Below are 15,261 nucleotides of genomic sequence, written 5' to 3' on the forward strand. Positions count from 1 at the left end.
GTGGCAGCAGCGGCAGATGCTGAAATTTGCCACCGCACGGCAGGCTCTACTGCTTGAGCGAGGCCAGCAGCCGCTGCAGAAACTGATCACCGGCCTCCAGTTGGCTGAGCGTGATGAACTCATCCGGCTTGTGCGCCTGCTCGATCGAACCTGGCCCGCACACCACCACCGGTACATCCAGCCGGTTGGCGAACAAACCGCCTTCAGTGCCGAACGACACCTTGATATGTTGGGTATCCGGCGCCGCAAAACTGTGCAGCAGGCGCACCGCCTCGACGCTGGGGTGGGTATCCAGCCCCGGGTACTCGTTCATCAGCTCGATGTCGATGGCAGCAGCTGCCGACACCTGCTTCGCCTCACGCACCAGCGCCTCGGCGCGCTCGCGCAACTCACCGAGCAACAGCTCGGGGTTGTCGGCGGGCAAGTTGCGGAACTCGAATTCCAGCGTGCAGCGGTTGGGCACGATGTTCAGCGCCTTGCCGCCATCAATGCGGCCGATGTGCACGGTGCTGTAGGGCACATCGTAGCCATCGTCCCGGGCGCCCTGCTGCTGGATGCGCTGCTGGCTCTGGCGCAGCACCGTCATGAAGTCGCTGGCCAGGTGGATGGCGTTGACTGCCTGCGGTGCCAGCGAGGAATGTGCCTCCTGCCCGTGGCAGCAGACGTGGTACGAACTCTTACCCTTGTGGCCTACCGCAAACTGCATCTGCGTGGGCTCACCGACCACACACAGGAACGGGCGCAACGGGGCCAGGTCGAGCACATCCAGCAAGCGCCTTACGCCCACGCAGCCGATTTCCTCATCGTGCGACAGCGCCAGTTGCAAGGGGCGGCTCAAAGGTTGCCGCGCCGCCTCGATCAGGGTGTCGATGGCCAGTGCGATAAAGCCCTTCATGTCGCAGGTGCCACGGCCATAGACGCGCCCGTCGCGGACCGTGGCCTCGAATGCCGGCAACGTCCAGGCCTGGCCGGCAGCGGGCACCACGTCGGTGTGGCCCGACAACACCACACCGGGTACCTCGCGAGGGCCGGTGCTGGCGAACAGGTTGGCCTTGCGGCCGCTTTCGTCCTTGACGATCAGCGACTCGATACCATGGCTGGCCAGCAGATCACGCACGTAATCGATCAAGGCAAGGTTGGATTCGCTGGACACGGTGTCGAACGCCACCAGCCGCTTGAGAATATCCAGTACACGCGGGTTCATCGGGCATTACTCACAATCTGAAGGGCTGCAGGCTCACCGGTTTGCAACGCCGTGGGTGGTGCAAACCGGCGCACATCGAACGGCGCCACATGGGTGCTGGTGTGCCCGGTGCTCATCCACTCGGCCATCACGTCCCCTACCCCGGGGCCCAGCTGGAAGCCGTGCCCACAGAAGCCAAAGGCATAGAAAAGGCCATCTACCTTGCTGCTGGCGCTGATCACTGGCAGCGAGTCGGGTGTGTAGCTTTCGATGCCGCTCCACACGCGGATGATGTTCAGGTTCACGGCACCCGGCAGCAAGCGTTGCATTTGTTCGATCTGGTTGATCGTGCTGCGCGGCTCCACCTGCACGCGCCGGGTGAGCATGTCGGGGCGGCTGCGGTAACCGCCGCCGATCACGATATTGCCGCGGGCGATCTGGCGGAAGTAAATCACCTCTTCCGGGATTTTGGTGTACACGCCGATCACCGTCGGCAGCGCATAGGGCACAGGCTCGGTGACCGCCATCTGCGGGCCGTGGGTTTCCAGCGGCACCGGTTCGCCAAACTGTTCGGACAGCTTCGAGCCCCAGGCACCGGCGGTAATCAACAACTGCCCGGCGATGAATACCTGGCCGTCGGTGGTGGTGACATGAAACTCGCCGCCCACTTTCTGCACATCGCGCACTTCAGTGCGCTCCTCGACTCGCGCCCCGGCCCGCACCGCCGCACGGGCAAACGCCGGGGCGGCCAGGCGTGGGTTGGCATGGCCATCGTGGGGCGCGTAAGAGCCGGCCTTCACCTCCGGCCCCAGGAACGGGAAGCGCTCGTGCAAGGCCTTGCCGGTGATCACTTCCAGGTCCAGGGCGCGCGCTTCGGGTGCGGCGGCGTAGGCGCGCAACTCGTCGACATGCGCTTCGTCGTAGCACACCCGCATATGGCCACTGGGCAAAAATTCCAGGTCTTCGCCAATCAGCTCGGGCAGGCGTTTCCACAAGGCCCAGGAGCGGTTGGCCAAATCCAGCTGGCACAGCGCGCGCCCTTGACGCCGCACGTTGCCAAAGTTCACACCACTGGCGTACTGACCAATCTGGTCGCGCTCCAGCAACGTCACCGAGCGCCCACGCTGGCGCAGGAAAAATGCAGACGCAGCGCCCATGAAACCACCGCCCACAATCAGCACATCGCTTCTGTGCGCCGTCATGAAGCCACCTCGCTTTTGTGCATCGACAGGGGTTTGACCGGTGCCTGACCGCGCTGGCGGCCCACGGCCTCTACCGGTACGCCGGCCTCGGCGGCAATCACCTGGGCACCGGCCTGGGAGCAATAACGGCCCTGGCAGCGGCCCATGCCAACGCGGCTGAAGGCCTTGGCGCGGTTCACTTCGCAGGCGCCCTTCTCGCGCACCACGGCACGCAGTTCACCGGCGCTGATCATTTCGCAGCGGCAAACAATCGCCTCGTCGGGCAACGCCTTGGCCTGTTCGGCAGGCCACGGGAATGCCTCGCACAGGCCCACGCGAAACTGCTCCATCACCGCCAGCGACTGCCGGCACGCCTGCTGGGCAACGCCTTGCACGGGTTGCTGCAAATCCTGCAGCACCGCCAACGCCGCCAACCGGCCGGCCTGCTCAGCCGCATCGGCACCTCGTACGCGAGCACCGTCGCCCGCGGCATAAACACCTTCGACCGAAGTCCGGCCGTCGTCGTCGACCGCCAGCAGCCACTGCCCGGATACCGCGTCAAACTGCATGCGGCAACCGGCCAGGTCGGCCAGCTGGGTTTCCGGGCGCAAGTGATAGCCTAGGGCCAGGGCATCGCAGTCAATTTGCTGCACCTGCCCATCAGCACCCTTGAAGCGCACCCCACGCACCCCCTGCTGGCCATCGCCCTGGATTTCCAGCGGCTGTACGCCCAGGCGCACCGCTACCTTGGCCCGGTACAACCGCGCCAGCAGCTTCATGCCTTCAAACAGCACCGCGGGCCGGGCCAGCAACTTGGGCAAGGCCTTGATGCGGTTGATCAGCGGTGAGGTATCGAGCACCGCCGCCACCTGCGCCCCGGCCTTGAGGTACTGACTGGCGACAAGGTAAAGCAGTGGCCCGCTGCCCATGAACACCACGTTGTGGCCAATAGACACCGACTGCGCCTTGAGCGCGATCTGCGCCCCGCCCAGGCTATAGGTGCCCGGCAGGTGCCAGCCGAGCAGCGGCATCAGCCGGTCGGTGGCGCCGGTGCACAGGATCAACGCGTCATACTCGACCACCGAGTGTTGCCCTTGGCTGACGCAGTGCAATTGCCCCGGGGTGAGGTTCCACACCAGTGTGTCGGGGCGGTAATCGATGAGCCCGCTCAGTTGGTCGAAACACTGATGCAAGGCTTTTGCCTTGTCGGCTTCAGTGCCGTACAAGGCGCTGTAATCGCGTGTGAAACCTTCGGGCTGACGGCGGTAGATCTGCCCGCCGTCACGGCGGTTCTCGTCGACTACCACCGGTTTGATGCCGGCCTCCAGCAAGGTTTGCGCACAGCGCGTGCCGGCTGGCCCGGCGCCGACGATGACTACCCGCGCAGTGGCCATATTGCCTCCGGTTGTTGGGTAACGATATCCAGCCCTTCGCGCACTTCGTTGGAGCAGGCGCGCAGCCGCTCGCCGTTGCGGGTCCAGACCCAGCAATCCTGGCAGGCGCCCATCAGGCAGAACCCGGCGCGGCGGCCGGAATCGAACTCCGACTCGCGCAACGATGCACCTTGCGTCAACAACGCGACCATCAACGTGTCGCCCTGCAGTGCCTCGATGGGCGCGCCATCGACCAGCAGCCTTACCGTGGCGCGCTCGCGCTCGCCCAACCTCGCAAAACGCGCTTTCATGCCAACGCCCTCACGCCCATATTCTCCGGTTGCGTACGTGCCCCGCCCAGTTCGGCAGCGTCGCGGTGGCACAGAATTTCGCTGCCATCAGCCAGCGTGCGCCGGCTGGGGGCTGTCTTGTTGCACAGGCCATCGATGCGCTGCGGGCAGCGGTTCAGGAAGCTGCACAGCTCGCTGGCATTTTCTACCGGGCTGATGGCGGGCAGTTCGCCGCAAGTAATGCCGCAATGCTCCAGCCAGCCCTGGCGCAGTTCGGGCACCGAATGCACCAGCAAGTTGGTGTAGGGGTGCAGCGGCGCGGCACTGAAGGCCTCGCGGCTGCCTTGCTGAACCTTGTGGCCGCTGTACATCACCACGATGTCGTCGCACAGCGCCCGCACGGTGGAGATGTCGTGGCTGATGAACAGGTACGACACCCCCAGTTCGCGGCGCAGGTCGCCCAACAGTTCGAGGATGGCGGCACCCACCACGGTGTCCAGCGCCGAGGTTACTTCATCGCACAGGATCAGGTCCGGCTTGGCGGCCAGTGCTCGGGCCAGGTTGATACGTTGCTTCTGGCCACCGGAAAGGCCACTGGGGCGGCGCTTGGCGATGTTGCGCGGCAAGCGCACCAGGTCGAGCAGTTCATCGACGCGCTGGTCCAGTGCTGCCCCTTTGAGGCCAAAGTACATTTTCAGCGGGCGAGACAAGATGGTGTGGATGCTGTGCATGGGGTTGAGCGCCGTGTCGGCGTTCTGGAACACCATCTGGATGCGCCGGAACTGGTCGGCGCTGCGTTCGGCCAGGCTGCCTGGCAATGTGGCACCGGCAAAGTTCAGGCTGCCACGCGCGGGCGTCAACAGGCCGGCCACCACCCGAGCCAGGGTCGACTTGCCCGAACCCGACTCGCCGATCACACCAATGGCCTGGCCACGGCACACGGTCAGGTCGATGTCTTCCAGCACGCGGATCATCGGCAGGCCGTTGAGGTTTTTCTTGCCGTAACCAGCACTCATGCCGTTTATCGACAGCAACACGTCATCCTGGGCCACCTCGCTGCTGGGGGCTTGGTTGGCATCCGGGCGCGCCGCGGCCAGCAGGCTGCGGGTGTAGTCCTGAGACGGGCCATTGAGCAAGGCCCGGGTGCTGCTGTGCTCAACCACCTTGCCGCCGTTGAGTACCACGATCTGGTCGGCCATTTGTGCAACCACGGCCAGGTCGTGGGACACGTACACCGCCGTCGCGCCACGCTCGTGTACCACCCGTTTGAATGCGCGCAGTACGTCGATCTGGGTGGTCACGTCCAGGGCGGTGGTAGGTTCGTCCAGCACCACCAGCAGCGGGTCGCTGATCAGCGCCATGGCCGCCATGATCCGCTGCAGTTGCCCGCCAGACACCTGATGCGGGTAGCGCTGGCCAATGCTCTGCGGGTTGGGCAGCGCCAGGTCGCGGAACAGGCCGATGGCCTTGGCCTGCAGCTCGCTACGCGAACCCAGGCCATGGATCAGCGCACCTTCGATCACTTGGTCGATGAGTTTTTTGGCCGGGTTGAACGCTGCGGCAGCACTTTGCGCCACATAGGCCACGCGGTGCCCGCGCAAACCTTGCAGGGCCTGCTCGCTCAAACCGAGCATGTCGTGCTCGCCCACTTGCACCACGCCACCGGCCAGGCGGCAGCCTTTGCGGGCATAGCCCAGCAGCGCCAGGGCGATGGTGGTCTTGCCCGAACCCGATTCGCCGATCAGCGCCAGCACTTCACCTTTGGCCAGTGTAAAACTCACGCCCTTGACGATCTCGATATCACCGCTTTCGCCCTCGGCCACCACGCGCAGGTCTTCGACCCGAATCAAATCAGCCATCTCAGTTACCCCCCGAGCAGCGGTTGCGCCGTAGCGAAATACGGTCGATGAACAGGTTCACACCAATGGTCAGCGAGCCAATGGCGAGCGCCGGGATCACCAGCGCCGCCGCACCCTGGCTCAGGCCACCGATGTTTTCCCGTACCAGCGAACCCAGGTCGGCGTCGGGCGGTTGTACGCCCAGGCCCAGGAAGCTCATGCCGCTGAGCAGCAGCACGATAAAGCCAAAACGCAGGCCCAGGTCGGTGAGTACCGGGTTGAGCATGTTGGGCAGGATTTCCATGCAGGCCACATACAGGCGCCCTTCGCCACGGGTGCGCGCCACTTGCACGTATTCGAGCGCTTCGATGTTCACCGCCAGGCTGCGCGAAATGCGAAACGCCCCCGGGGTAAAGCTGAGCACCGCCGTGCAGATCAGCAAGGTGACCGAAGAGCCGAACGCCGACACCATGATCAGCGCCAGCATCTTGCTGGGGATCGAGATCAGCGCATCCATCAGGCGGCTGATGGTTTCATCCAGCCACTTGGGGGCGACCACCGACAGCAGCGCGCACAGGCACCCCAGGCCACTGGCCAGCAACGCCGACACCAGCGCCAGGCCGACGGTGAAGCGCGCACCCACCAGCACCCGGCTGAACATGTCGCGGCCCAGGTAATCGGTGCCGAACGGGTGCGCCAGGCCAATGGCGTCGAAGATGTTGTCGGACACCACCTCCCCCACCGGGTGCGGCGCCAGCCAAGGCCCGAACAGCGCCACCAGCAGCCACAGCAAGCACATTGCACCGCCCAGCCAACCGAGCCAGGTAGACGCCGAAGCGCGTTTGCCTGCCGAGCGTGCGGGCGTGACCGGTAGCGATTTCACACTGAGATCGTTCATTGGTTTCGCAGCCTCGGGTTGGAAAGAATCGCGCACAGGTCGGCAACCAGCACCAACCCCAGGTAAGCGGTGCAGAACAACATGGTGCAGGCCTGCACCAGCGCCATGTCACGGTTGGTGACAGCGTCGACCATCAAGCTGGCGATGCCGGGGTAGTTGAAGATGGTCTCGACGATCACCACACCGCCCAGCAGGTACGAAAGGCTAAGGGCAATGGCGTTGGCGATCGGGCCGATGGCGTTGGGCAGCGCATGGCGCAGCACGATGCGCACCGGGCCCACACCTTTGAGCCTGGCCATTTCCACATAGGGGCTGTCGAGCTGGTCGATCACTGCGGCGCGGGTCATGCGTGCCATCTGCGCCACGATCACGAAGCACAGGGTCATCACCGGCAGTGCGTAGGTACGCATGAACTGCCAGGGTGAGTTGACTTCGCTGGCGTACGACAGCGCCGAAAGCCAACCCAGGTTGACCGCAAACACCAGCACCGCCAGCGTCGCCACCAGAAACTCCGGCACCGCCACCAGGGCCAGGGTGATGAAGCTCAGGGCACTGTCCACACGCCCGCCGCGCCCCATTGCCGAACCGATGCCCAGCACCAGCGCCAGCGGTACCGACACCAGCGCGGTGACGGCCGCCAGCATCAAGGTGTTGGGCACGCGCCCGGCCATCAGCTCGCTGACCGGCATGGCGCTGGACACCGACATACCAAGGTCACCACCCAGCAGGCTGGTCAACCAGTGCAGGTAGCGCACCACACCCGGCTGATCCAGGCCCATTTTCAGGCGCAGCGCTGCCACCTGCTCCGGCGTGGCGAACTGGCCCAGCGCCTGCTGGGCCGCGTCACCGGGAAGTACCGCCGTGATGGCAAACACCACCACCGACACGATCAACAAGGTCACGACGGCAGCGCCAAGGCGCCTGCCGATCAGCCAAAGTGTGTTGCTATTCATGGTCTTGCCCCCGCATCAGTACTGCACTGCAATCACGCGTCCAGCCATACCTGCTCGCTGAACATGTAACCCATGAAGCCACCCAGCGGGTTGCTGCTGTAGCCCTTGATGCGTTGGTCGACGCCGTCGATGTTGCTGATGAACACCGGGATGCCGATGCCACAGTTTTCGCTGACCAGGGTTTGCATGTCGGCGTACATCTTGCCGCGCTTGGCATCGTCAGTTTCGCCACGCGCCAGCATCAGCAGCTGGTCGAACTGGTCGTTCTTCCAACCGGATTCGTTCCACGGTGCGCTGGACTGGAAGAACTGCGAGAAGATCACATCGGCGTTGGGGCGCGGGTTGATGTTGCCGAAGCTCAACGGGTGCTTCATCCAGTGGTTGGACCAATAGCCGTCGCTGGGCAGGCGGTTGACGTTCAGGTTCAGGCCTGCCGCCTTGGCCGACTGCTGCAACAGCACCGCGATATCTGCCGAGCCGGTGGCGGCCGGCGAGCACACCAGCGGCATCTTGATGTTTTCCATGCCGGCCTTCTTCAGCAGGAATTTGGCTTTTTCGGGGTCGTAGGCGCGTTGTGGCAGGTCGGCATTGTGGTAACGCGAGCCAGGGGCGATCGGGTGGTCGTTGCCGACCACGGCGTAGCCACGGAACACGGCGGATTTGACCTGTTCGCGGTCCAGCAGGTACTTCATGGCTTCGGTGAAATCGCGGTTCTGCCCGGGCATCTGGTCCTGGCGGATGATCAGGTCGGTGTAGTTGCCCGATGGCGCGTCGACCACGCGGTGCCCGGCGCTGGCGGCAATGCGCTGGGTAGAGCGCGGGTTGACCTCGTTGATCAGGTGCACGTCACCGGACAGCAGCGCGTTGACCCGCGACGGTTCATCCGGGATGGCGATGAACTCGATCTCGTCCAGGTACGGCAGCCCCGGCTTCCAGTAGTTCGGGTTGCGCACGCTGATCGAACGCACGCCCGGTTTGAATTCCTTGACCTTGAATGGCCCGGTGCCGATACCCGCGTTGAAGTCTGTGGTGCCGGCCGGCACGATCAGCAGGTGCGACACAGCCAGAATCGACGGCAGCTCGGCATTCGGTGCGCTGAGGGTGATCTGCACTTCCAGCGGGCCGGTGGCCTTGATGTCACTGACCTGCGCCATCAGCGGCATGACCTTGGAGCCGGTAGCCGGGTCTTTGTGGCGGGTGAGCGAAAACACCACGTCTTCGGCACTGAGGGCCTTGCCGTTGTGGAAGGTAACGTCCTTGCGCAGGGTGATGGTCCACACCGTGGCATCGGTGTTGTCGATGCGCTCGGCCAGTTCCAGTTGCGGCACCAGGTGGCGGTCGAACCGGGTCAGGCCGTTGTAGAGCATGAAATGGCGTACGTAGTCGGTGGACAGCGCACCTTTGGCCGGGTCAAGGGTGTCGGCGGTGGAGCTGGACATGCCGGCAACGCGAATACGCCCGCCTGGCTTGCCCTTGGCCGGGGTTGCCGATTCGTCGGCAAACACCTTGCCCGCCATCCCGAACAGGCTGCCGGCACTGGCCGCAGCAACCCCTGCAACACCCAGCATGCGCAATGCATCGCGGCGCGACATGCCACGATTGAGCCCTTCGAACACGCGCAGGCTTTCTTCGCCCGAGATCAGTTGCGGTTCGACTTTTTTGTCTGCCATATCGGTTCTACCTGTCGAAAATGAAATTGTCCGAGTTGCGCTGGTTCAGCCAGGGCATCCTTGAAACACAAACGACGACGGTGAAGCTAAAACGCTTGCCTGGCGTTACAGGCGTTGGTCCTGGAAGCGGTAATAGGCGCCAACCAGAGGGAGGAACCAGGGCGTGCCAAAGTGGCCGGGCACCGCAGGCCACTTGAGTGCGCGCCACGGGTTGGCGTGCGGCTTGCCGTCCATTACATCGGCCATCACCTGGCCCATGTGCACCGACATCTGCACCCCATGGCCGCTGTAGCCCATGGAGTAGAAAATGCCGTCGTGCTCACCTGCCCGTGGCAGGCGGTCGGAGGTCATGTCCACCAGCCCACCCCAGCAATAGTCGATGCGCACATTGGCCAGTTGCGGGAACAGCTGGGCCATGGCGGCCTGCAATACCTTGCCGCTCTTGGCATCGGAGCTGCTGTTGGACATGGCAAAACGCGCCCGGCCACCGAACAGCAAACGGTTGTCGGGGGTGACCCGGAAGTAGTTGCCGATCAGCCGGCTGGTCACGTACGAGCGTTGCTGGGTGAACAGTTGATCGATCAGCGTTTGTGGCAACACCTCGGTGGTCACCACGAAGCTGCCCACCGGCACGATGCGCCGGCGGTACCAGCCCGGCCCACCGTGTTGGCAAGCACCGGTTGCCAGCAAGATCTGCCGCGCCTGGATCTTCCCTTTGGACGTATCGACCTGGTAGCCGCCCCGGTTGGCTTTCCAGCCCTTTACCGCTGCGCCTTCATAGACTCGCGCGCCCTGGCGAACGGCCGCTTCAGCCAAGCCAACACCAAAACGCCCGACATGCATTTGCACGCCATTGCGCTGCAGCAGGCCACCATGAAACGCCGACGAATCGACTTCGGCACGCACCTGGGCTGCGCTCAGCAACTCCACGTCAGCATCCACATCACGCCGGATCAGCTCGCAAGTGCGGGCCATGCTGTCGAAGTGCTTGGCCTTGGCCGCCAGCTTGAGCTTGCCGTTGCGCACCAGGTCACAGGCAATGCCCTCGCGTTCCACCAGGGTCACCACACTCTGCACTGCGCTTTCGTACGCCTTGTAGTACTCGCGCGCCTGCTCTACACCCAGGCTTGCGCACAGCGCCGCATAGTCCTGCGCCACACCGGTGTTGCACTGGCCACCATTGCGGCCAGAGGCTTCGCCGATGACCGCACCGGCCTCCAGCACGACCACGTTGGCACCCTTCAGCGCCAGGGAGCGCGCAGCCGAAAGGCCGGTAAAACCACCGCCAACCACGACCACATCAGCGCTACCTTCCACCGCCCCGTGTTGCGCGCCGTTGAAGGCGGGTGCGGTATCGAGCCAATAGGATTCACTGCGCATCTCATTCCCCGTTTGCCTGCTCATGCTTGAGCGTTTTCAAAGGTGCCAGCGTTGACGGCTGCGCCGCCTTACAGGCCGACCAGCCCGGCCAGGCCGCCGATGTCCGGAATCTGGCGATAGCCGTAGAACTCGTTGGCCGGCACCTCGTGGCCACGGGCGACGAAAGCCTTGTTCTTGATCTTCATGTCATGGGCGGGGAACAGGTCGTAACGGAAGCTCGAAGACACGTGCAGGATGTCCTCCGGGCCGCAATTAAGGTTGTCGAGCATGAATTCGAATGCAGCCAGGCGCGGCTTGTAGGCCTTGGCCTGCTCGGCGGTAAACACCTTGTGGAACGGTGCGCCCAGTTTGTCGACGTTGGACATGATCTGGCTGTCGCTGGCATTGGAGAAAATCACCAGTGGGATCTTGTCGGCAATTTTGGACAGGCCTGCCGGTACATCGGCATGCGGGCCCCAGGTTGGCACGGCGTCGTAGTAGAGCTGGCCTTCGCCACGGTACTCGACGTTCCAGCGCTTGCAGGTACGGGCCAGTGCAACCTTGAGGATTTCGTCGTAGGGCATCCAGTCGCCCTTGACCTGATCCAGGCGATACGCCGAGAAGTCCTTGACGAACTGATCCATCTGTTCGGCGGGTACGCGGTCGGCAAACAGCTCGCGCGTCATGGTGCCCATGTGGAAGTTGGTCAGCGTGCCGTAGCAGTCGAAGGTAATGAATTTAGGTCGAAGAAAGCTCATGGTGTGCGGTCCTGAAGTTCGTTGAGGTCAAGGCATGACGAGCATTCGCTCCGGTCGGGAGCTGTGATTGCAACCCTGCAACACAGATTCATTACACCACCGTGAAATCAGCAGATGGCGTTGAAAGCGCTGGCTGCTTGATAGAAACCACCGTTTTGCGGGGCGCTGTCAGCATTCTTTGCGGGGCGCTCCGACGTTGGGCAAAGCCTGAAAACGTGCACATTCCTGGACCCTTTTCCACTGCCTTGAAGCAAGCTGCGGCCATTCGTGCCGCAGAGCCTGCTGTCTGCGGCCAAACGCATCGCGGGCAACCCACATTCACCGCACTCGGCGGCGAACGCGGCGTTGCCCGCGATCGGTATGACGATGTTCTGCAAGATCTGCACCTCCCGGGCCATATAAGGCGGTCAGGTGCAGCAGATTCTGCTTCTAGGGCTGAATGTCGATCAGCACGCTCTTGAAGCGCAGGTTGGCTTCAAAGGCTTCACGCCCCAGGTCCTTGCCAATGCCCGAGCGCTTGTAGCCGCCGGTTGGCAGGATGTAATCGTTGCTGCGGCCATAACGGTTTACCCAGACCGTGCCGGCTTCCAGCTTGCGTACCAGGCGCAAGGCGCGGTTGAGGTCGGCCGTGTGCACCCCGGCGGCCAGGCCATAGGTATCGTGCCTGGCCAGTTCGAGGGCCTCGGTTTCATCGTCGAATGCCTGCACCGTCAGCACCGGGCCAAAGATTTCTTCGCACACGGCCGGGCTTTGGCTGTTCACGCCCGCCAGGATCGTCGGCTGGTAATACGCCCCGCCCATGCCTTCGAACAACCCGCCACCGGCCAGCACCTCGGCGCCGGCGTCGCAGGCACGGCGCACAATGCCATCAATGCGCTGTGCCTGCAGGTGGGAAATGATCGGCGGCAACGTGCTGTGTGAGGACCACGTCGGGCCGGGTTTCAAGGCATTGAAATAGCCCTGCAGGTGTTCGATGAAAGGGGCCATGATCGAACGCTGAATAATCAGCCGTGAGCCGGACACGCACACTTGGCCGGCATTGCCGGTAATGGCCAGGGCCACGGTGTGCGCGGTCTTGGCCAGGTCGGGTACGTCGGCGAACACCAGTTGCGGGCTTTTGCCGCCCAGTTCCAGCGTCACCGGCTTGGGGCCGACCAGCGCACAGGTGGACATGATGCTTGCCCCGGTCGCCGTGGAGCCGGTAAAGGTGACCTTGGACACCAGCGGGTGCCGGCACAGGGCATCGCCCGTCACCCGGCCATCGCCTTGCACCACGTTGAAGATGCCGGCCGGGATACCCGCCTGCACGGCCAGTTCGGCAAACCGCAGGCTGGAGAACGGCGTGAGTTCGGAAGGCTTGAGCACCACCGCATTACCGGCCGCCAGGGCGGGGGCGACTTTCCACGAGGCCATGCTCAGTGGGAAATTCCAGGGTGCGATTGCAGCGACTACACCATAAGGCTCGGCAATCTGCAGGCCCAGGCGGTCGGTCTGGGTGGCCGCCACTTCGCCGCCGTGCTTGTCAGCCAGCTCGGCGAAAAAGCGGATGCCCTCTGCAACATAAGGAATGTCCCAGGCCAGCACATCCTTGTGCGGGCGGGTCGACCCTACTGCCTCCAACGGCGCCAGCACCGCACCGTCTGCTTCAACAAGGTCTGCCCAGCGGCGCATCGCTCGCGCCCGCTCACGCGGTGGCCGGCTGGCCCAATCGCTGGCCTTGAACGCCTGCCAGGCGTTGCCGATGGCTTCATCCACCACCGTGGCATCGGCCAATGGCAACGAGGCGTACACCTGGCCATCAGAGGGGCGGGAAACCTCCATGCCTGGCTGCGCATCGCGGTAGCGCCCGCCAATGAAGTGGGCGCTGCGCACAGCAATGAGACGGGGATCGAAGCTATCCATGAAGGACTCCAGGCGTATGGAAACGAGGCCTTCAATGCTAGAAAAAAACGCCAAGCATTTGCTGCCGACGTTGCACCGTGTTTAAGCAGTTACTGTGGCCTTGCCCCCCTGCCACTTGTGCTTTCTACCGAATCGCTCTGCCCCCCTTGCCAGCCCGGGCCGCGGGTGGGATACAGCGTGAAGAACCTGGGTTGTTCAGCCTTTTTCACTGGCCCATACGGGAGTGCCGCCATGCCGGTTTCAGCACCTTCTTCTTACGACTACCGCCCGATGACAGCCGACGACGTGGCCAACGCCCACGCGCTGTCACAAGCCCTGAAGTGGCCCCATCGCCTGGAAGACTGGGCGATGCTCCAGCGCACCACGCAAAGCTTTGTGGCCATGGACAACGGCCAAGTGATCGGCAGCGCGTTCGCCTGCCATCAAGGGGCATTCAGCACCATCGGCCTGGTGATCGTCAGCGACGCGTATCAAGGCAAAGGCATCGGCCGCACGCTGATGGAGCTGGCAGTGGGTTGCGTGCCGCCGCGCACGGCCATCCTCAATGCCACACTTGCCGGCGAGCCGCTGTACGCCAAGATGGGCTTCAAAGCGTTCGGCACTGTCGAACAGCGCCAGGGCGCCGCCCTGCCGAGTGAACTGTTGCCTGCGAATACTGGCGATCATTACCGCGACCTTGGCCGGGCCGACTCGCCAAGCCTGGTTGCCCTGGCTACGGCAGGCAGCGGCCTTGACCGTGCGGCGCTGCTGGACGACTTGTTACCGGCCATCGAGCGCGGTGTGGGCATCGAACAGGATGGCCAACTGCAAGGTTTTGCCCTGCTGCGCCGCTTCGGCCGAGGCCTGTGCATCGGCCCGGTGATTGCCCAGGACAGCGCGCAAGCCCAACGCCTGATTGCCACCTTGCTCAATGGCGTACCGGGCGAATTCGTGCGCATCGATATCCCTACGACTTCCGGCTTGTCGGCATGGCTGGAAAAGGTGGGGCTGGCGAAGGTCGACAGCGTGACCCAGATGTCCCTCGGCCCCATTCCCCAGGCCACCGGCGGCGTCAGCCAGTTCGCCCTGATTACCCAAGCCCTTGGCTGATTCATTTACAGGAGACTCCCCATGCCCCAACACCCCGTCCTGCTGCTTGCACGTGCCGACAATGGCCCTGTGCCAACCGCGTTTCAGCAAGGCCAGTTGAACAGCAGCGACCCCTTCGGCACAAGCCGCCACATCGCGGTCATGCACGATGACGGCATTGCGGCGGGCACTTTGCAGCTGGGTGGCACGCTGGCCGTTGAGCAGTACCCCTTCACCGAGATGCTGGTTGTGCACCGCGGGGTCATTACGCTGCAGGGTGATACCCAGCCCGTCGAAGTGCACAAAGGCCAGGCCGTGGTGATCGGTCGCGGCACCCCGCTGCGGATCACTGCCAGCCCCGACAGCCTGTGCGCCTTCTGCACCGCTACCCTGGCAAATGGCGACGACAAACCCGGCATTTTCCCGATTGACGCCCGCGCCGTACTCGCCCCGTCCGCGTCGCTGGAGCCTGCCGTGCTGATCGGCCCCGCGCCGCAGTGCCGCGCCAACAACCTGTTCGAAGACAGCGCCAGCCCGTTGCGCATCGGGGTTTGGGACTCCACCCCGTATGCCCGCATTGCCCGGGCGCACAAGGTGCACGAACTGATGCACGTGCTCGAAGGCACGGTCGTGCTGACCGATGCCGAAGGCAACGGCTTGACGGTAGCGCCGGGGGATACGGTGTTTGTGTCGAAGGGCACGGTGTGTGCGTGGACCAGCACGGTTTACGTGCGCAAGTACTACGCGGTTGATTGAGTAAAGCCGGCTTCAGGGGCAGCCTGAGAGAA

General features: G+C 63.8%; 14 protein-coding genes. 2 read left to right on the forward strand and 12 right to left on the reverse strand.

Annotation, left to right across the window (positions count from 1 at the left end):
* Positions 1-46: 46 nt before the first annotated feature.
* The 12 genes from argE to PVV54_RS19810 form a co-directional block, all read right to left on the reverse strand.
* The gene (argE, locus tag PVV54_RS19755) at positions 47-1,204 is read right to left on the reverse strand and encodes an acetylornithine deacetylase (protein ID WP_274906859.1); all 1,158 of its coding nucleotides are present in this window, start codon (positions 1,202-1,204) and stop codon (positions 47-49) included.
* Positions 1,201-2,385, reverse strand: a complete 1,185-nt coding sequence (locus PVV54_RS19760; protein ID WP_274906860.1) for an NAD(P)/FAD-dependent oxidoreductase — start codon at positions 2,383-2,385, stop codon at positions 1,201-1,203. Before PVV54_RS19760 ends, argE begins: the two co-directional genes overlap by 4 nt.
* Positions 2,382-3,758 carry an FAD/NAD(P)-dependent oxidoreductase gene (locus PVV54_RS19765; protein ID WP_274906861.1) on the reverse strand — a complete coding sequence of 459 codons (1,377 nt, stop codon included), beginning with the start codon at positions 3,756-3,758 and terminating at the stop codon, positions 2,382-2,384. Before PVV54_RS19765 ends, PVV54_RS19760 begins: the two co-directional genes overlap by 4 nt.
* Complete coding sequence (locus tag PVV54_RS19770) at positions 3,740-4,048, reverse strand: (2Fe-2S)-binding protein (protein ID WP_274906862.1); 309 nt, start codon at positions 4,046-4,048, stop codon at positions 3,740-3,742. Before PVV54_RS19770 ends, PVV54_RS19765 begins: the two co-directional genes overlap by 19 nt.
* Positions 4,045-5,886, reverse strand: a complete 1,842-nt coding sequence (locus tag PVV54_RS19775; RefSeq protein ID WP_274906863.1) for an ABC transporter ATP-binding protein — start codon at positions 5,884-5,886, stop codon at positions 4,045-4,047. The genes PVV54_RS19770 and PVV54_RS19775 overlap by 4 nt, the downstream gene beginning before the upstream one ends.
* Before the next feature lies 1 nt (position 5,887).
* Positions 5,888-6,763 (reverse strand): ABC transporter permease, encoded by an 876-nt coding sequence (locus PVV54_RS19780; RefSeq protein WP_274906864.1) that lies wholly within the window; start codon positions 6,761-6,763, stop codon positions 5,888-5,890.
* Positions 6,760-7,716, reverse strand: a complete 957-nt coding sequence (locus tag PVV54_RS19785) for an ABC transporter permease (protein ID WP_274906865.1) — start codon at positions 7,714-7,716, stop codon at positions 6,760-6,762. Before PVV54_RS19785 ends, PVV54_RS19780 begins: the two co-directional genes overlap by 4 nt.
* Positions 7,717-7,748: 32 nt before the next feature.
* Positions 7,749-9,386 (reverse strand): ABC transporter substrate-binding protein, encoded by a 1,638-nt coding sequence (locus tag PVV54_RS19790; RefSeq protein ID WP_274906866.1) that lies wholly within the window; start codon positions 9,384-9,386, stop codon positions 7,749-7,751.
* A gap of 105 nt (positions 9,387-9,491) precedes the next feature.
* Positions 9,492-10,766: an NAD(P)/FAD-dependent oxidoreductase gene (locus PVV54_RS19795; RefSeq protein WP_274906867.1), complete on the reverse strand. Its 1,275-nt coding sequence runs from the start codon at positions 10,764-10,766 to the stop codon at positions 9,492-9,494.
* 68 nt (positions 10,767-10,834) lie between these two features.
* Entirely contained in the window at positions 10,835-11,503 is a 669-nt protein-coding gene (locus tag PVV54_RS19800; RefSeq protein WP_274906868.1) for a haloacid dehalogenase type II, read from the reverse strand.
* A gap of 107 nt (positions 11,504-11,610) precedes the next feature.
* On the reverse strand, positions 11,611-11,880 hold the full coding sequence (locus PVV54_RS19805; protein WP_274906869.1) for a hypothetical protein: 270 nt from the start codon (positions 11,878-11,880) through the stop codon (positions 11,611-11,613).
* A 52-nt stretch (positions 11,881-11,932) separates the two neighbouring features.
* Positions 11,933-13,405, reverse strand: coding sequence for an aldehyde dehydrogenase family protein (locus PVV54_RS19810; protein WP_274906870.1), 1,473 nt, complete (start codon positions 13,403-13,405; stop codon positions 11,933-11,935).
* 231 nt (positions 13,406-13,636) lie between these two features.
* Here PVV54_RS19810 and PVV54_RS19815 point away from each other — a divergent pair, with 231 nt between their 5' ends.
* Positions 13,637-14,494, forward strand: a complete 858-nt coding sequence (locus PVV54_RS19815) for a GNAT family N-acetyltransferase (RefSeq protein WP_274906871.1) — start codon at positions 13,637-13,639, stop codon at positions 14,492-14,494.
* A gap of 21 nt (positions 14,495-14,515) precedes the next feature.
* Entirely contained in the window at positions 14,516-15,229 is a 714-nt protein-coding gene (locus tag PVV54_RS19820; RefSeq protein WP_274906872.1) for a cupin domain-containing protein, read from the forward strand.
* The last annotated feature ends 32 nt before the right edge of the window (positions 15,230-15,261 follow it).

It is taken from the genome of Pseudomonas sp. PSKL.D1 (genome assembly GCF_028898945.1).
Taxonomy (GTDB): domain Bacteria; phylum Pseudomonadota; class Gammaproteobacteria; order Pseudomonadales; family Pseudomonadaceae; genus Aquipseudomonas.